Source organism: Aquimarina megaterium XH134 (assembly GCF_000520975.1).
GTDB classification, from domain to species: domain Bacteria; phylum Bacteroidota; class Bacteroidia; order Flavobacteriales; family Flavobacteriaceae; genus Aquimarina; species Aquimarina megaterium.
The window spans coordinates 1-18,356 of sequence record NZ_JACB01000003.1 but is presented as its reverse complement, the minus strand read 5'-3'; the positions used below and the strand labels follow the sequence as shown (position 1 = coordinate 18,356).

At 32.5% G+C, this 18,356-nt stretch carries 15 protein-coding genes; 14 read left to right on the top strand and 1 reads right to left on the bottom strand.

The window, feature by feature from the left end; all coding sequences use genetic code 11:
• Positions 1–32 precede the first annotated feature (32 nt).
• The 5 genes from Z053_RS0102920 (at position 33) to Z053_RS0102895 (ending at position 4,393) form a co-directional block, all read left to right on the top strand.
• On the top strand, positions 33–983 hold the full coding sequence (locus Z053_RS0102920; protein WP_025663533.1) for an isopenicillin N synthase family dioxygenase: 951 nt from the start codon (positions 33–35) through the stop codon (positions 981–983).
• A 7-nt stretch (positions 984–990) separates the two neighbouring features.
• Positions 991–1,323, top strand: coding sequence for a translation initiation factor (locus Z053_RS0102915; RefSeq protein ID WP_025663532.1), 333 nt, complete (start codon positions 991–993; stop codon positions 1,321–1,323).
• Entirely contained in the window at positions 1,310–2,278 is a 969-nt protein-coding gene (locus Z053_RS0102910) for a DUF1835 domain-containing protein (protein WP_241459805.1), read from the top strand. The genes Z053_RS0102915 and Z053_RS0102910 overlap by 14 nt, the downstream gene beginning before the upstream one ends.
• Before the next feature lies 1 nt (position 2,279).
• Positions 2,280–3,158 (top strand): nucleoside phosphorylase, encoded by an 879-nt coding sequence (locus Z053_RS0102905; protein ID WP_025663530.1) that lies wholly within the window; start codon positions 2,280–2,282, stop codon positions 3,156–3,158.
• A 383-nt stretch (positions 3,159–3,541) separates the two neighbouring features.
• Positions 3,542–4,393 (top strand): substrate-binding domain-containing protein, encoded by an 852-nt coding sequence (locus Z053_RS0102895; protein WP_025663529.1) that lies wholly within the window; start codon positions 3,542–3,544, stop codon positions 4,391–4,393.
• Between the two features lie 478 nt (positions 4,394–4,871).
• On the opposite strand, the gene ung is transcribed toward Z053_RS0102895, so the two are convergent.
• Positions 4,872–5,537 (bottom strand): uracil-DNA glycosylase, encoded by a 666-nt coding sequence (ung, locus tag Z053_RS0102890; protein ID WP_025663528.1) that lies wholly within the window; start codon positions 5,535–5,537, stop codon positions 4,872–4,874.
• An 88-nt stretch (positions 5,538–5,625) separates the two neighbouring features.
• Here ung and Z053_RS0102885 point away from each other — a divergent pair, with 88 nt between their 5' ends.
• The 9 genes from Z053_RS0102885 (at position 5,626) to Z053_RS0102845 (ending at position 18,279) form a co-directional block, all read left to right on the top strand.
• Positions 5,626–7,797: an endonuclease MutS2 gene (locus Z053_RS0102885; protein ID WP_025663527.1), complete on the top strand. Its 2,172-nt coding sequence runs from the start codon at positions 5,626–5,628 to the stop codon at positions 7,795–7,797.
• Between the two features lie 7 nt (positions 7,798–7,804).
• The gene (locus Z053_RS0102880) at positions 7,805–9,121 is read left to right on the top strand and encodes a sodium:solute symporter family protein (protein WP_025663526.1); all 1,317 of its coding nucleotides are present in this window, start codon (positions 7,805–7,807) and stop codon (positions 9,119–9,121) included.
• A gap of 129 nt (positions 9,122–9,250) precedes the next feature.
• Positions 9,251–11,749, top strand: coding sequence for a PIG-L family deacetylase (locus Z053_RS0102875; RefSeq protein WP_025663525.1), 2,499 nt, complete (start codon positions 9,251–9,253; stop codon positions 11,747–11,749).
• Between the two features lie 205 nt (positions 11,750–11,954).
• Complete coding sequence (locus Z053_RS0102870) at positions 11,955–13,634, top strand: sodium:solute symporter (protein WP_025663524.1); 1,680 nt, start codon at positions 11,955–11,957, stop codon at positions 13,632–13,634.
• Positions 13,634–14,614 carry a Gfo/Idh/MocA family protein gene (locus Z053_RS0102865; protein ID WP_025663523.1) on the top strand — a complete coding sequence of 327 codons (981 nt, stop codon included), beginning with the start codon at positions 13,634–13,636 and terminating at the stop codon, positions 14,612–14,614. Before Z053_RS0102870 ends, Z053_RS0102865 begins: the two co-directional genes overlap by 1 nt.
• Before the next feature lie 185 nt (positions 14,615–14,799).
• Positions 14,800–15,402, top strand: a complete 603-nt coding sequence (locus Z053_RS0102860) for a hypothetical protein (protein WP_025663522.1) — start codon at positions 14,800–14,802, stop codon at positions 15,400–15,402.
• A 206-nt stretch (positions 15,403–15,608) separates the two neighbouring features.
• Entirely contained in the window at positions 15,609–16,301 is a 693-nt protein-coding gene (locus Z053_RS0102855; RefSeq protein WP_025663521.1) for a hypothetical protein, read from the top strand.
• 220 nt (positions 16,302–16,521) lie between these two features.
• Positions 16,522–17,274, top strand: coding sequence for an AraC family transcriptional regulator (locus Z053_RS29775; protein WP_206539203.1), 753 nt, complete (start codon positions 16,522–16,524; stop codon positions 17,272–17,274).
• Between the two features lie 117 nt (positions 17,275–17,391).
• Positions 17,392–18,279 (top strand): TolB family protein, encoded by an 888-nt coding sequence (locus tag Z053_RS0102845; RefSeq protein WP_025663519.1) that lies wholly within the window; start codon positions 17,392–17,394, stop codon positions 18,277–18,279.
• The last annotated feature ends 77 nt before the right edge of the window (positions 18,280–18,356 follow it).

The following is an 18,356-nucleotide window of genomic DNA, read 5'->3' as shown; positions in this document are numbered from 1 at the left end:
TTTAGTTCTTCAATACACAAATGAATAGACTAATGAATAATATACCAAGCGTAGATTTGGCAGATTTTTTATCAAATGACCCTTCACGAAAACAAAAATTTGTCAACGAAATAGGAAAAGCTTATGAAGAAATAGGCTTTGTAGCATTGAAAAATCACTTTTTGAGTGACAAACTTGTAGAAGGTTTATATAAGGAGATCAAAGACTTTTTTGCATTACCTACAGACACTAAAGAAAAATATGAAATCGAAGGATTAGGCGGGCAAAGAGGCTATACTTCTTTTGGTAAAGAACATGCCAAGGGTAAAAAAGAAGGAGACCTTAAAGAGTTTTGGCATTTTGGACAAGAACCAGATGCAGATGCTAACTTAATTGAAGAATATCCAGACAATGTTATTGTTGACGAATTGAAAGACTTTAACACCACAGGAATGGAAGCTTATAAAATGCTAGAAAAGACAGGAATATATGTCCTTAGAGCATTAGCTATATACATAGGTCTTGATGAACATTATTTTGATCATTGGGCAAGTAATGGTAATAGTATCCTGCGCCCTATTCACTATCCTCCTATTAAAGAAGAACCTAAAGGTGCAGTTAGAGCAGGAGCACATGGAGATATTAACCTTATTACATTGCTAATGGGGGCTTCTACAGGAGGACTACAGGTACAACATAGAGACGGACAATGGATTGATGCCCTCCCTGAAGAGGATGAACTAGTTATTAATGTTGGAGATATGCTAGAACGACATACTAATAATAAACTTCGATCTACAATACATCGAGTGGTAAACCCTCCTAAAGATCAATGGGGAAAACCAAGATATTCTATTCCTTTCTTTATGCATCCAAGAAGTGACATGAAGCTAAATTGCTTAGAAGAGTGTATTACAGAGAGTAATCCTAAGCACTATGAGGATATTACCGCTGGAGAATTCTTACATCAAAGACTTGTAGAAATTGGATTAATAAAAAAATAAACTCTGTATGGATATACAAGATCAATTAAAAAAATTATTTCCTGATCATCAACCAGAAGAGACAGAAGAAAATGTACAAGATGATCAGGATCAAATATGGATGCAGAATGATCCAATACTTTGCAAATACGAAAAGCGAAAAGGAAAACCCATCACTATACTCGAGGGATATACTGGTGCCGATGAAGATTTTAAAAAACTTGCTAAAGAATTAAAAACTCGTTTAAGTGTTGGTGGGAGTTTTAAAAATGATGCTATAATTATACAAGGTGATTATAGAGATCAAATTATGGATATTCTTAAAGAAAAAGGATTTAAAGTAAAACGTGTCGGAGGATAATAAATCAATAACTATTTTGGGGAAAAACACATTACATATCACTAATGGGGATAGTCTAACTAATAGAATGAAAGAGTTAGATCTTGCTACAGGAGAATTTATGACTTGGCGTGAAATGCTTTGCGAGGGGCCTACCAAAATTGAAGTAGAAACAGAAGATGCTATCAAAACACGAGAAGCTTTTCTGAAAAAATACTATAGAATCGGTTCTTCTGATTATGAAGAAAAATTTGTTTCTCAACTCAAAAAAGTAGATCACCTTACAAACTATAGCGAAATCATACTATGGTTTGAATATGACTTATTCTGCCATATTAATATGATTGCCGCAATTAGTTTATTACTTCGTAAAGGAATTAAAGACATTCCCGTTTATTTGGTTTGTAGTGGTAGAATTGAGCACGAAAAAAAACTATTTGGACTTTGCGAATTATCTGAAAAACAACTAAAAGAACATTATAAAAATAAGGTTTTATTAACCATAGATGACCTTGAATTTGCTTCTCATATCTGGACATTATACTGCGAATCAAAACCGCAGAAAATGGCGGGGCAGATTAAACGAGATTCTTCTTTCGAATATATGTCTATATGCCTAAGAGCGCATTTACAGCGTTTTCCTAATATGCTAACTGGGCTTAATATCCTAGAACATAATATTCTGGAAATGGTAGATAATTATCACATCAAGAATATCAAACAACTTATGGGATATGCTCTAGAGTATCAAGGATATTATGGATATGGGGATATGCAAATGAAACGTGTGCTTGCAAGACTTTTTCAGTTTTTAGATCAAACAAAAGATAGACTTTTATTATCCGAAAGAGGAAAGCTAGCGTTACAACACAAAAAAAACTTTTATAATACGCAAATATTAGATTGGTATTATGGAGGTGTCAAGAAATACGATTACTTGTATAATAATGAAACACACACACTGTTAAAACTATAATATGGCTATAGCCGAATCTGAACTTATTCTTAATAAAGATGGAAGTATTTACCATCTAAACCTTAAACCAGAGCATCTTGCTCAAACTATAATAACTGTTGGGGATCCTGATCGGGTTGACCAGGTAACACAATATTTTGACACTATCGAGTGCAAAATTCGTAAACGAGAATTTCATACACAAACAGGAATTTATAAAGGCCATAGAATTACTGTAATTTCTACAGGTATCGGTACAGACAACATAGACATTGTATGTAATGAACTAGATGCCTTAGTAAATATTGATCTTACCACTCGTAAAAACAAAACAGAGCACACCACATTACATATTATTCGCATAGGAACCTCTGGATCCATACAGCAAGATATTCCTATAGATAGTTTTGTGGTTTCAGAAATTGCTACTGGTTTTGATAGCCTTTTACATTTCTATAAAAGTCACCATGTACAATTACCAGAAATCTCAGAGGCTTTGGCAAAACATATAGATCTGGATCAAAATAAATCAAAGCCATATACAGTAGCATATGATAAAAAATTAGGAGAGCATATGTTAAGTAGTATTGTTCAAAAAGGACATACAGTGACCAATGTAGGTTTTTATGGTCCGCAAGGAAGAATTTTGAGATTACCACTACAAGATCATGACCTCAATACAAAAATAGCCTCTTTTGTATATGAGAATAAAAAAATAACCAATTTAGAAATGGAAACTGCTGGTATATACGGATTGGCAAAATTACTAGGGCATAAAGCTGTATCTATGAATGCTATTGTGGCTAATCGTGCTACCGGAGAGTTTAGTCAAAATCCAAAAGAAACCGTAGAGAAGCTTATCAAATATACTTTAGAAAAAATAGCAAGTTATCACCCATAAATAATAATTATATAAAATAAAAAAGAATGAGTAGTAGGTCCTCATTCTTTTTTTATTATTTGGTTAATAATTAGCTATTTCTAAACATATTAACCAAATAATATTTTAAGACTAATTAATAAATTAGTAAGCAACAATACTGCAATAAAGACTACGATACCATTCTCTAGAGAATTATTTTTTAACTTCGCAACCTTTACATATGTATTTTTATTTTTTAAAAAATTCTTTTTCATAGCAATATTGTTTTTATTTGGGGTTAAAACTTTTTAAATATAAAATTCTTTAAAGTAGTAATGGTTCAAATATACAAAAATCATTTATTTTTATCGTTAAAAAACACAAATAATCGATGAAATACACATTTATTAATTTCAGATAGCATGCATACTATAAAAATAGGTGGTGTTCCTGAGCACTTCAATCTACCCTGGCATTTAACTATTGAAGACGGAAGCTATCTAAAAAACAATATACAATTAGAGTGGACAGAATATCCTGGTGGTACAGGAGCAATGTGCGAAGCGTTAAGAAATCGGGATATCGACATGGCAATAATCCTTACAGAAGGAATCGTAAAAGATATTATTGCCGGTAATCCTAGTAAAATTGTACAAACATATATTCAAACACCTCTTATATGGGGAATTCATGTAAGTGTTCATTCTAACTATACTAATCTTTCTGAGCTTCAAAATACAAAAGCTGCTATTAGTAGATATGGATCTGGTTCACATTTAATGGCTTATGTAAATGCTCAAAACCAAAATTGGGATACCTCCCACCTACAATTTGAAGTTGTAAAAAACCTGGATGGAGCAGTTGAAGCATTAACTAATGGGAAAGCTGATTATTTTATGTGGGAACATTTTACTACAAAACCATTGGTCGATAATGGAGTTTTTAGACGAGTTGTAGACTGTCCTACCCCCTGGCCTTGTTTTGTTATAGCCGTAAGAGAAGATATACTCGATACCAAAAAAGAAGAAATAAAAGCTATTCTAGACATTATAAACACCACCACAACAGATTTTAAACATATCCCTAGTATAGATAGAACTCTTGCTTATAGGTATGATCAACAATTAGAAGATATACAGAAATGGTTACAACATACAGAATGGAGCCAGTCTCTTATTAAAAAAGAAACACTTATAGAGGTTCAGGATTATTTATTTAACCTACAAATCATTAACAAAAAAATAGCTCCCGAAAAACTAATTCATAACATCTAGGATCTGCATATACCCATATTAGGTTAAAAAAAGTGAAAATTTAAGGTAGGGATATCTTAATCTAAAACGTTACTTCATAAAGGATATTTTAAAAAATTAAGATCAAAAATATAATATATAAAATGCACATGAAAAACGCTTAGCAAATAATTAATTCTTAAATATCTATAACGCAAGCGTATATACAAATAAAAAAAATTGTACATTTGCCGAGCCTACCCCCAATAAAATGAACTAATTATTAGCGCATACGCAACCTTTTTAAGTGCATTGCATCTAATAATTAACTAACAAATCTATTATGGTAACTTTTCTAATAATTCTCGCAAGTCTTATTGTCTTCAATTTTGTCCTGCTTAAATTAAGTATGCGATCTGTTGATACAGACAAAAAGAAATCAAAAACACAAAAAGTTCAGATTAACTCGGTATCTGATAAGTCGAAATCTTCTGAGATACCTAACGCGGCATAAGCATATTTACCAATTTATTTCGGTTTGATTCGTTTCAAGCAAGTATGAATTGGTCTTACTAAAATGTTTATTCCCAAACCAATACCCTCTATTAGCACTTAGCGGAGAAGGATGCCCACTAGTTAAAACATGATGTTTTGATCTATCTATTTTAGCTCCTTTTTTCTTAGCATAACCACCCCACAACAAAAAAACAACATTCTTTTTTGTATCCGATATCGTTTGGATAACTGCATCCGTAAATTGTTCCCATCCTTTGTTTTGATGAGATCCAGCTTGATGCGCTCTAACGGTAAGCGTAGCATTCAATAATAAAACACCTTGTTTTGCCCAACGCTCTAAATTTCCATTTGAAGGAAAAGGTAGTTTCAAGTCTGTTTCAATTTCCTTAAAAATATTTATCAATGATGGAGGCATATCAATACCATTATTAACAGAAAAACACAAACCATTGGCTTGCCCTACTCCATGATAAGGATCCTGACCAATCACAACTACTTTAACATCATCAAAACTACAATGATCAAAAGCAGAAAATATATCATTTCCTTTTGGATAACATGTGTTATTTTTATATTCTGTTTTCACAAAACCTACTAATGAAGCAAAATACGGCTTGTCAAATTCATCTTTAAGTTGTTGATTCCAAGTAGGTTCAATATTTACATTCATATAGATGTCAAAAAATTATAGCAATTGTGTACTTTTGCCCTGTTCTAAAACTGACCGAATATAACCCAAAAATAGGGTAAAAAAAAGTATGATTCGTATTTCTAAAAAAACACTAGACGATCTAGAATTTGATACTGTGCAGAAACATATTGCAGAACAGTGCAATACAGATTTTGGTAAGTTGAAAGCATTACAAATTGCTCCCTTCCATACCGAAGAGCAACTTCATATTGCTTTACAAGAAGTATTCGAATATAAATCTTCACTATTCAATGATGCTCGTATACCCAATCATGGATTTGATAGTATTAATAAAGAAATTCAATTATTGAATATTGAAAACACATTTTTAGAAGCTTCAAATCTAAAACGATTGATTTCTATTAGTACTACTACTAATGATTTATTATATTTTTTTAGAAAAAACGTAGAGCTATACCCTACATTACATCAAACATCTTCTAGAGTAACATTTACCAAAGAGGTTATTCATCTAATCGAAATGGTAATTGATAAATTCGGAGAAGTTAAAGACAATGCTTCTCCTGTGCTACAACGTCTTCGAAAAGATATTCATAGTGTACAAGGAAAACTAAATGGAAGTTTCGGAAAAGATTTATCTCGATATAACAGCTTGGGCTACCTGGATGAAATTAAAGAAAGTGTCGTAGATAACCGAAGAGTTTTAGCAGTAACGGCCATGTACCGACGTAAAGTAAAAGGTGCCATTATGGGTAATTCTAAGACCGGAAGTATTGTTTATATAGAACCCGAAGCTACTTTACAATTTAGTCGTGAGCTTAGTAATCTTCAATACGAAGAACGAGAAGAAGTCGTAAAAATACTAAAAGCACTCACTAACAAATTGCGTCCGTTTACCGAATTATTTGAGCACTATCAAGAATACTTAAGTGATGTTGATGTTGTTTCTGCAAAATCAAAATACGCAGGTCAACTTAATGCAGTGTTACCAAAAATCACTACAGATAGAGAGCTAACACTTAAAGACGCATATCACCCATTATTATATCATACCAATAAAATAAAAGGAGAGAAAACCTTCCCGCAGACCATAACATTAAATGAGAAGAATCAAATTATTGTTATATCCGGCCCTAATGCCGGTGGAAAAAGTATTACCTTAAAAACTATTGGGTTACTACAGATAATGTTGCAAAGCGGAATGCTTATTCCGGTACACGAATACAGTAGAATGTGTCTATTCGATGTTATTCTTACCGATATCGGTGATAATCAATCTATAGAAAACCACTTAAGTACATACAGTTATCGTTTGAAAAACATGAATTATTTCTTACGAAAATGTAATAACAAAACACTATTTCTAATTGATGAGTTTGGAACTGGTAGTGATCCCGAACTTGGTGGAGCTCTAGCTGAAGCCTTTCTAGAGGTGTTCTATGAAAGAGGGTCTTTTGGGATTATCACAACACATTATGCCAATTTAAAAATGTTGGCTAATGAGTTACCAAATATGAGTAATGCTAATATGCTATTCGATTCAAAAACACTAGAACCTCTATTTAAATTACACTTAGGTGAAGCAGGAAGTTCTTTTACTTTTGAAGTAGCTCAAAAAAACGGAATCCCGTATAGTCTTATTAACAAAGCAAAGAAAAAAGTAGAACGCGGTAAAATTCGTTTTGATAAAAGTATTGCTAATCTTCAAAAAGAAAGATCAAAACTACAAAAAACTACTGCTGGACTCAAAACCAAAGAGCAAAAAGCAGAAGAAGAAAAAGAACGCTTAGAAAAGACAAATCAGCGTATTCAGCGTAAGCTCGAAAGCTACCAGGAGTTATATGATAGCAATCAAAGAATGATCTATCTGGGTCAAAAAATTGATGATCTTAGCGAAAAATACTTTAACAATAAGAAAAAAAGAGAGCTAATCAATGAGTTCATAAAAATCGTTGAGGTAGAAAACTCCAAACGAAAAAAACAAAGCCCTAAGCAACGAAAAGTAGAAAAAGCCAAAGAGAAAAAAGTCGTAAAAGAAGTTATAGAAAAAGTACAGGTAATTCGTAAAAAGAAAAAGGAAGAAAAAAAGAAAGAAGAAAAAATCGAAGCTGCAAAACCAAAAGTAACGTTAAAAATTGGTGATCGAGTACGAATGATTGATGGAAAATCTATAGGTACTATAGACACCATAGAAAAAGAAAAAGCTATTGTAAATTACGGAGTTTTTACTACCAATGTAAGTATTGATCAATTAGAATTTGTAGAAAGAAAAAAATAAACTCTGTATGGAAATCTATCTTTATCTAAGTGCTTACATCATCCTAATCATTGGTTTGTCGATCTATATATCCAGATCATCATCAAGTGAAGATTTTCTTATCGGAGGAAGGAATAAAAGTGCTTACGCCATTTTATTCTCTAAATTCGCAGGTGCAATTGGAGTTAGTACTCTAATTACATATACTGGCTATGCCTATAAATTTGGTTGGGGACTTTTTGCCATGTCTCTGGGGTCAGTAGTTGGTTATTTTTTATTTGCATTTTGGGCAGCGCCAAAAATAAAAAGGTTATCTAAACAAGGTAAGTTCTATACACAGGGAGATCTACCTGCTTTTGTTACAAGTAATAAAAATACGGCAACTGTTACCAATTTTATAACTATAGCAGTTCAGTTTTTTTGGATACTATTATCTCTGGCTGGTGGTGCAAAGATCATTGCATTCTTCGAAATTCTACCTTACGAAACCGCATTATTGATTACAGCAATTGTAGTTATGGTATATGTTTTATTTTCTGGTTTTAAAGCTGTAATTGTTACTGATATTTTTCAGGCAGTAATAATAATAGTATTTCTCTGCATACTAATTTATGGCATGTTTGATAGTAAGGATTTTGGTATGATCCTTAGTAGTACTACAGACAAAAATGTGACTATAGGTAGTGTTGTAGGTTTAGTTTTATATGGAGGCTTATCTGTTTTTGGATTAGCAGATCGATACCAGCTTTGTTATGCCGCTAAAGATGAAAAATCATTAAAGAGAGGATTGAGTCTTGCCATTATCCCTGTTTTATGTATCGTTTTTCTATTGCTTTTAATTGGATTGTACACCTATATTCAAAACCCTAATTTAGATCCCGATACCGTATTTGTTTATGCTATGCAAAACTTTATAGCACAATCATGGCTACCGCTTTTACTAGTCCTTTTTTTTGCAGGTTTAATGAGTACTGCAGATACCTCTGTTTTTGCCGTAGCTTCTCATATTGTTTCTACTACCAAAAAAGAACAAAAAGTAAAATCTTTACGATATGCTACTATTATTACAGTTATAGTTGCTTTTATAGTAGCTTTGTTTTGGAGAAGTATTGTAGATATAACTATTGTAGGTGCTGCATTACGAATGACACTTTCTATAGCGATGATCTATGTTATCCAACAAAAAAGAAATAGTGGAAGATTTCTGGCCAGTGCCTTAGGAGGTCTGTTAGGGTTAATAGTTGGTATACTTGTCTTTGGCCCCACTCCTACCATTGCTATTACTGTGCTTTTAGGGTCGTTATTAGGGCTAATTTATAGATCCAAAACCCCAAAAGAAGTGTAGTTATATAAAATTGTCTACCCAAAAGATAATTGATAAGGACATCCTGTTAAAGTATCCTTAAACCACAATTCTGAGAATTTTATCTTTTTATATTTGGAGAAACTCAATTAAAAATTGCACCGAGAAATTATGCGAAAATTATTTTTTATAGCCTGTATTGGTATACTATTTCCATATGTTATACAAGGACAACAACCTAATAAACCCAATGCAGCAGAAATTCATCAAGCTATAAAAAAACTTAATTTTTTAGGATCTGTATTGTATGTTGCAGCTCATCCTGATGATGAAAATACTCGACTTATATCTTATATGTCTAATCAGGTAAAAGCAAGAACAGCATATTTGTCCCTTACCCGAGGAGATGGTGGGCAAAATTTGATAGGCCCCGAAATTAGAGAATTATTAGGAGTAATTAGAACCCAGGAATTATTAGCTGCCCGTAGGACCGATGGAGGGGAACAATTGTTTACCCGTGCTAATGATTTTGGATATTCTAAACACCCCAACGAAACACTTTCTATCTGGGATAAAAAAGAAGTATTGAGCGATGTCGTTTGGGCAATACGAAATTTTAAACCAGATGTAATCATCAATCGTTTTAATCACAGGACCCCCGGTAGTACTCATGGTCATCATACTTCTTCGGCAATGTTAAGTGTAGAAGCTTTTGATATAACCGGAGATAAAGCAGTATACCCAGATCAGCTTAACTATACAGAAACCTGGCAACCAAAAAGACTATTCTTTAATACTTCTTGGTGGTTTTATGGTAGTAGAGAAAATTTCGCAAAAGCAGATAAAACTAATTTATTAGCGTTTGATACAGGAATATATTTTCCTTCTCTGGGGCTTTCTAACACCGAAATAGCATCATTAAGTCGTAGCCAGCACAAATCCCAGGGATTTGGTAGTACAGGTAGTCGTGGGCAACAAAGTGAATATATAGAACTCATTAAAGGGGATTTACCAAAAGATAAAACCAATATTTTTGAAGGAATTGACACTTCTTGGAATCGTGTTAAAGGAGGTAAAGCTATTGGTGATATTCTATATCAGGTAGAAAAAGATTTTGATTTCAAGGTCCCTTCTGCTAGTATTCCTCAACTAGTAAAAGCATACCAACTAATTCAACAATTAGAAAATAAACATTGGAAAGCAGTTAAAACTAAAGAGATTCAGGAAATCATTGCTGCTGCTGCTGGTCTTTACCTAGAAGCTGTTGCAACCGAAGCAAACACTACTAAAGGGAGTGAAATTACACTAAAAGTAGAAGCAATTAATAGAAGTACAAATACTATGACTCTGCAATCTATCAAAATTGCTGCAGTTAATATTAATGATGTTTCTGAAAAAGTTCTAAAAAATAATATCCGAAATAACTTCGAATTTAAAGGTAGTATCTCATCCAATTTTGATTTTACCAATCCTTATTGGCTTACCAATAAAGGTACACTGGGAATGTATAATGTTAGTGATCAAAAACTAATCGGAAAACCAGAAACAGATCATAAAATTAAAGCTTTGTTTACAGTAGTAATCGATGGGGTTTCTATCCCTTTTTCTAAAGATGTTGTCTACAAGACAAACGACCCGGTTAAAGGAGAAGTATATAAGCCATTCGAGATCATCCCTACTATTTCTGCAAGTATCAAGGATAAAGTAATTATCTATGCAAATGGCGCTTCAAAACAAATTCCTGTTACTATAAAAGCCGGAAAAGCCAACTTAAATGGAAAAGTTACATTAGCACATCCAAAAGGTTGGCAAGTGACTCCTGCTGCTATTAATTTTAATCTCTCTCAAAAAGGAGAAGAAAAAACAATCATTTTTACCCTTACATCACCCCAGACTCAAAGTGAAGGTTACATTTCACCAAAAATAGAAATCAATGGAAATCTATATTCAAAAGAAGTTATTACTATTGATTATGACCATATCCCATACCAAACTGTAGTATTACCGTCTGAGACCAAAGTTGTGCGTTTGGATATTAAAAAGAAAGGGGAAAACATAGGATATATCGAGGGTGCCGGAGATGTAGTACCAGAAAGTTTACAGCAAATCGGGTATAAAGTAACCACAATTGATCCAGAATCTATTTCTACAGAAAGTTTGCAACCTTTTGATGCTATCGTGGTAGGAATTAGGGCTTATAATACTGTAGAGCAGCTAAAATTTAAACAACAATACTTATTAGAGTATGTAAAAAACGGAGGAAACCTTATCATTCAATACAATACCAGTCATAGATTAAAAGTGACTGATAACTTAGGTCCATACCCCATTAAATTATCCAGAGATCGGGTAACCGATGAAAATGCAAAAATTACCTTTTTGGCAGCAGAGCATCAGGTATTAAATTCACCCAATAAAATCACTGCTAATGATTTTAAAGGATGGGTGCAGGAAAGAGGGTTATATTTCCCTAATGAATGGTCAAAAGAATACACCCCTATTTTGGCGGCCAATGATAAAGGAGAGTCTGAAAAAAAAGGCCCCTTATTAATTGCCAAATATGGTAAAGGACATTATGTATATACCGGACTTAGTTTTTTTAGAGAGTTTCCGGCAGGAGTATCGGGTGCATATCGACTTTTTGCGAATATGCTTTCCTTAGGAAAATAAATATCAAATATATCTAATCTAGCAATTTTTATTATGGAAAAGAAAGACGAAAAAAGAGAGTGGAAAAAATTATATAGTGCAGTATTAATCGCTAATGCAGTTTATATACTACTGTTTTATTTTATCACTAATTCCTATTCATAATTCTTCTGTACAGAAAACAACCTCAATCATCAATCAATAAACTAATTTAATCAATCAACTTATGCAAACCATAGATTGGATCGTACTACTAGGAACCTTACTATTTATAGTACTATATGGTGCCTGGAAAACCAAAGGCAGTAAAAATGTAAAAGATTATATTCGAGGAGGAAACGATGCACATTGGTGGACTATTGGTCTATCGGTAATGGCAACACAAGCAAGTGCTATCACTTTTCTTTCTGCACCGGGGCAAGCCTTTCATGACGGAATGGGCTTTGTGCAATTTTATTTTGGGGTTCCTATTGCTATGGTTGTTATTTGCATGGTATTTATCCCAATGTATCATAAGCTAAATGTCTATACAGCATATGAATACCTCGAAAGTCGATTCGATCTCAAGACCAGAAGTTTAACCGCTATTCTATTTTTGGTTCAAAGAGGATTAGCTGCTGGGATTACTATTTTTGCGCCAGCTATAATATTATCGTCTGTACTAGGTTGGGATCTAATTACATTAAATATTATCATAGGTATACTCGTAATTATATACACTGTTTCTGGAGGAACAAAAGCAGTTAATATTACTCAGAAACAACAGATGGGTATTATTTTTATTGGGATGTTGGTTGCCTTTTTTATTATCATAAGTTATCTCCCAGAGGGAATTACTTTTTCTAAAGCATTAGATATTGCAGGCGCCAGCGGAAAAATGGAAATACTTGACTTCTCGTTTGATCTCGATAATCGGTATACGTTCTGGAGTGGAATCATTGGAGGAACATTTTTGGCTCTCTCCTATTTTGGCACAGATCAAAGTCAGGTACAACGGTATTTAACGGGTAAATCTATAAAAGAAAGTCAGCTAGGACTTTTGTTTAATGGATTGCTCAAAGTACCTATGCAGTTTTTTATTCTCTTAGTTGGAGTGATGGTATTTGTTTTTTATCAATTTAATGCATCTCCTCTAAATTTTAATCCAAAGGGAAAAGAAGCTGTACTTAATACAGAATATGCAGCGCAATATACAGCATTAGAAAACGAACTTGCAGAAATTCATGATGCAAAAGATGCCATAATTAAAGGATATCTGGCTGAACAAAAACCAGAAAATAAAAGTCGAATTCAGGAACTAAACAAAAAAGAAAAAGAAATCCGCGAAACTGCAAAAACAGTAATCAAAAAAGCAGATACCGCAGTAGAGACAAATGATAAGGATTATGTATTTATCCATTTCATTCTAAATAATTTACCCAGAGGGCTTATCGGCCTGCTTCTCGCTGTTATCTTATCTGCCGCCATGTCTTCTACAGCTTCAGAATTAAATGCCTTAGCATCAACTACAGCAATTGATTTATATAAACGAAATGTAGCCGAAGAAAAAAGCGATCAACATTATGTATCAGCTTCCAAATTTTTCACTCTGGGATGGGGTATTTTAGCAATCATAGTAGCATGCTTTGCCGATTTATTCGACAATCTTATTCAATTAGTAAACATCATTGGTTCTATTTTTTACGGAAATGTGCTAGGCATATTCTTATTAGCGTTCTTTGTAAAATTTGTACATAGCAACGCTACCTTTGTAGCAGCACTTATTACCCAAGTAATTGTTATTCTTGGCTGGTATTATGACTGGATGCCATATCTATGGCTCAATTTATTTGGATGTGTTCTGGTAATGACCATCGCGATATTTATACAACCGTTAATGGGATCTAAACCCAAAATAACAACCTAATGAGTGTTGAAAAAATCATAAAATGGGGGATCATTGGTTGTGGTAAAATAGCGCATAAGTTTGCCGATGACCTAAAATCGGTTCCTAATGCAAAACTTCATGCCGTTGCAAGCAGGAGTCTAAAAAAAGCTCAGGAGTTTGGGAAGGAGCATCACGCCTCGACCTGTTATGATAACTATGAAGCCTTAAGTCTGGATCCCGATATTGATGTTATATATATTGCAACGCCACATGTATTTCACTATGAAAATACGTTGATGTGCCTTACCCATAAGAAAGCGGTTCTTTGCGAAAAACCGTTTGCTATGGATACTGCCCAAGTAGAAGAAATGATCGCGGTTGCTAAAAAGAACAAGATATTCTTAATGGAAGCACTTTGGACGTATTTTCTTCCGCATTACACCTATGTTTTAGATGTTGTTAAATCTAATGCGCTTGGGAAAGTAAAAACACTGAAAGCCGATTTTGGCTTCACAACTGCTTTTGATCCCGATGGAAGAGTATTTAACAAAAAACTGGGAGGGGGTAGTTTGCTCGATGTAGGTATATACCCGTTGTTTGCTGCTTTAAGTATTTTAGGGTATCCCGAAGAAGTGAATGCCCAGGCTACTATAGGAAAAACAGGAGTCGATGAAGATTGTAGTATTCAGCTTCATTATAAAAATGGAGCTACAGCTTCCCTATTTAGTGCCGTTACCCAAGAAACCGATACAACTGCTACTCTCGAATTTGAAAAAGGAGTACTCATCATTAATAGTCGTTTTCATGAGCCCTCTTCTATTACTATTCAAAAAGAAGGAAAATCAGAACATATAGAATTTAACGTTACTACAAACGGTTATAATTATGAAGCTATTCATGTACAGGAAATGTTGCTACAAAACCGTACAGAAAGTACACTTATGAGTTTCGAAAAAAGCATCCAGTTAATCAACCTGTTAGATACGGTTAGAGAAAAAATAGATTTGCATTACAATTAAATTGAATTTCTTGCTTAGTTCTATTGTTCAAAAACAAAAGCATAGAGGTCTATTTTTATCATATCAAGATAGATATAGGTAATTTTAAGTTAATTATAAATCCTCTAGATTTGTAAATAAAAATACATGGAATATATAGGACATATGTCCTATATTCTGTTGTTAGGGCAAATAGAAAACAAGAAATGTTAGCAATTCATTGGTCACCTGTAAATAATACAAAAAGGATTAAGAAAAATGGAATCCGTAAAAATAAAAATGGATTATATTGTTTTCCTTTGACAGGTAATCATTATGTTGACAAATTCTGGGTTGATATGTTTAATGGTTCCGATAAAAAAGAATATAACGGATTTATTTTTAGATTGACGGAATCTGATATGCCTGCATATTTTGGTGACTGGTATGGAGCCACTAATAAAGATACTTTTGAAAAAGAAATTGGAGATTTAAAAACTCTCAAGAAAGAATTCAAAAATGTATTTTTATGTAAACTAGGTCAACATCTCGCTCATTCTAGAGACGATTATTTAGATTTAACAATTCAAGATTTGATTAAAATTGCTAAAAAAGAGATTGATAAAGAATCAATTAAATTAAGTAATATACTAACTGATATTGAGTTTATAAATTTGAGTATGGAACATTTACAAATTGTCACATCCAACTCTATAGAACCAAAAAGAATCATTAAAATCATAGGTCAAGGAGATAAAATAGGAAGAGTAAAAAGAGAAAAAATTAAGGACAAAATAAGTCTAAAAGAAATGAAAAAAAACTTGCCCTAACATTATATATAAAATCAGAGCAATTTAGTACTAGATCAAAAGGTTATTTCCCTTTTGCCATGGTGCTAAATTTTTATAAATTGAATAAGAAATAAAATGCGCAGATAAATCGATTGGTTCAGGCTTGCTTGCCTTGCTCCGATTCATATATTTGACGTTAGCTATTATTTAAAAGCAATCGAAAAAAAGAAAGAATATAAAGTCGAATGAAAAAAAGAAAATGGAAAAAATATGCATTTGAATTTCTATCAATATTCATTGCAGTAATTGCAGCATTCGCATTAAATAATTGGAATGATAATAGAAATAATAGACATTCCGAGCAAAAAATACTAACTGAAATAAAGAATAGTATTAAGATTGATATTAAAGATTTCAACAACAACATTTACGGAAATAAAATGAGCTTAAAAGCTGATTCTATTTTTAGGGAACTAATCAATGGAAAAAAAGTTTCACAAGATTCAATAGGAATTTATTACACAATCTTATTTAGAGATTATATCCCAATCATTAACAAATCTGCTTATGAATCTTTAAAAGCAAATAATTTAAAAATCATTTCAACCGACTCTTTAAGACTTCAAATCATTTCACTATACGATTATTATTACAGCATAATTGAGAAATTAGAATATGATGTACCCGAAATGAAATCCTATAAAAATTATTTTCCAAGAATTAATACTATTATATATCCGTTTATGGAATTTAATAAGAATGGAGAATTGATAAGTATTAATAATTTGAATGAATTAGACACAAATCAAAAGAAGGAAATCCTTAGTTATTTATGGAGAATTAGAAATAATAGAAAATTTAAATTAGGAAGATATGATTTGATTATACAAGTAATTGAAAAAGTAGAAAAGAATATAACTGAAGAATTAAAACAATAGCTAACAATTTGTATAGTGCATATGCACCCTTTGGGAAGCAAACGCACCATAAAAGAGACGTTACCAAACATATAGACAAAAGGAGGAAATATAAATACTACTAAATTAGTAATATTAATAATTGTTATATCGCTAAATATTGTCTTTGTTCAAGAAAACAAATACTTAATTGAAAATTTAAATGATCAAAATAAACAAAGTAAAGACAACAAAACTATCAATGTTAGACGGTATTGAGCTTAAGTCTGCTGTGTTCATCGATAAAAATTTTCCTTCGCATTTTCATCAATCTTGGAGTCTGGCTTATGTAGAATACGGAAGCGAAAACATAGCGTTTAACAATTCGGAGTTTTTGGTTAGCAAGAATGCTTTGCAATTAATTCCCCCTTACTCAATTCATAAAAACTGGGGCAATAAAAACAATGCCTGGGCCTATAAGGCACTTTATATAAGCGATGACGTAATCAAAAATGTTGCAAAAAAAATAAATGCCGATTATTCTTATCTGGCAAGCTTTCCATATTTTATCTCATATCGTAACAGTGAGTTTGACATAAACGAAGCATCAATTTTTAAAATCATTGAAAACCTTTTTCTGGATACTTTGAATGATGTTCATCAACCTTATTTTAAAAAATATGCTAACGAATCTTTTGACGATATCCTAAATTACTTGTCTCTAAATTATAACGAATCAATCACTTTAGAAACACTACAAAAAAAGTTTAAAGTGAATAAATTTAAACTACAAAAAAGCTTTAAAAAGAACATTGGTTTAACACCTTTAGAATATCTAACTACCATTAGAATAGAAAACTCAAAAAAGCTTTTTTATGGTGATGTTCCTTTGGTAGAAATTGCGCTTGAATCAGGGTTTTATGACCAAAGTCATTTTACTCATAGTTTCAAAAAATACGTTGGAGTAACTCCTGGTAATTATAAAAAGAATAGCAAGATTTTACAAGACTGGTAATCTCTCAAAAAGTATGTTTGTCTTTTTAATTCATAAACATCAATTCAAAATAGACCTTTTTAGTGAACGAGCCGCTGGCGGGTTGAAATTATAAATTGCAAACACAAAGAAGAAAACATGAAAACAACGAAATTATTAATATTGACATGTGCTTTATCGCTAAACACAATCTTTGCTCAAGAAAATAAGGAAAATGACACATCTAAATCATCGTCCCATACAATTGCCTATACTTCAAAGGGAGTAGCAAAAATTTATTCAAGCGATAAAGAAGGTAAATCAAATATTAAAAGTATAAATACGAAGGGTGATTACTTAGCGTTGTCTCCTGATGGAAAAACATTTGCTTTTCGAGTATATCATGATGACGGAAAGACTTGGTCTATTCATACAATGAACAGTGATGGTACGAATAGCAAACGATTAACTCATGCAAAAAACAAATGGGATAGTGCACCTGAATGGACTCCCGATGGAAAAAAAATTGCTTTTGCAAGAGAATATAAAGATTCGGAAGACGTTTGGCAGGCAGAAATTTGGATTATGAATCAAGATGGTAGCGAAAGGACTCAAATAAAATCATTAAAAGGTAGTAATCCTTATTTTACTCCAGATGGAAGAATAGTATTTACTTCAGAATACAAAGATAAAAAAGGTGAGATAAGCATAGCAGATATTGATGGTACCAACATTATCCATTTGACAGATAATGAAGCTGAAGAATGGCATCCTGAGGTTTCTACTGATGGTAAGCAAATCGTTTTTATGTCTAATAGAGATGGAAATTTTGAAATTTATGTGATGAATATAGATGGTTCTAATCAAAAACGAATAACAAATAATGATGTTGATGATTGGCACCCATCCTGGTCCCCTGATGGTTCTAAAATAATTTTTTCATCAACCAACAAGGATAAAAAATCACATATTTATATTATGAATAACGATGGTTCTTCAGTAAAAAAGATTCTCTCTCATGGTAGAAAAGCGACATTTCTACGTTAGCCAGGACCAAATAATGAAGCTGGTGAGTGGATCCTGCAGTTTGACCTAATGGCAAGCAAATCGCTTTTATGTCTAAG

Bases quoted from the DNA above. Each gene is read 5' to 3' on its own strand.
- Z053_RS0102920 (WP_025663533.1), top strand. From the start codon at position 33: ATGAATAATATACCAAGCGTAGATTTGGCAGATTTTTTATCAAATGAC.
- Z053_RS0102915 (WP_025663532.1), top strand. From the start codon at position 991: ATGGATATACAAGATCAATTAAAAAAATTATTTCCTGATCATCAACCA.
- Z053_RS0102905 (WP_025663530.1), top strand. From the start codon at position 2,280: ATGGCTATAGCCGAATCTGAACTTATTCTTAATAAAGATGGAAGTATT.
- Z053_RS0102895 (WP_025663529.1), top strand. From the start codon at position 3,542: ATGCATACTATAAAAATAGGTGGTGTTCCTGAGCACTTCAATCTACCC.
- ung (WP_025663528.1), bottom strand. From the start codon at position 5,537: ATGAATGTAAATATTGAACCTACTTGGAATCAACAACTTAAAGATGAA.
- Z053_RS0102885 (WP_025663527.1), top strand. From the start codon at position 5,626: ATGATTCGTATTTCTAAAAAAACACTAGACGATCTAGAATTTGATACT.
- Z053_RS0102880 (WP_025663526.1), top strand. From the start codon at position 7,805: ATGGAAATCTATCTTTATCTAAGTGCTTACATCATCCTAATCATTGGT.
- Z053_RS0102875 (WP_025663525.1), top strand. From the start codon at position 9,251: ATGCGAAAATTATTTTTTATAGCCTGTATTGGTATACTATTTCCATAT.
- Z053_RS0102870 (WP_025663524.1), top strand. From the start codon at position 11,955: ATGCAAACCATAGATTGGATCGTACTACTAGGAACCTTACTATTTATA.
- Z053_RS0102865 (WP_025663523.1), top strand. From the start codon at position 13,634: ATGAGTGTTGAAAAAATCATAAAATGGGGGATCATTGGTTGTGGTAAA.
- Z053_RS0102860 (WP_025663522.1), top strand. From the start codon at position 14,800: ATGTTAGCAATTCATTGGTCACCTGTAAATAATACAAAAAGGATTAAG.
- Z053_RS0102855 (WP_025663521.1), top strand. From the start codon at position 15,609: ATGAAAAAAAGAAAATGGAAAAAATATGCATTTGAATTTCTATCAATA.
- Z053_RS29775 (WP_206539203.1), top strand. From the start codon at position 16,522: ATGTTAGACGGTATTGAGCTTAAGTCTGCTGTGTTCATCGATAAAAAT.
- Z053_RS0102845 (WP_025663519.1), top strand. From the start codon at position 17,392: ATGAAAACAACGAAATTATTAATATTGACATGTGCTTTATCGCTAAAC.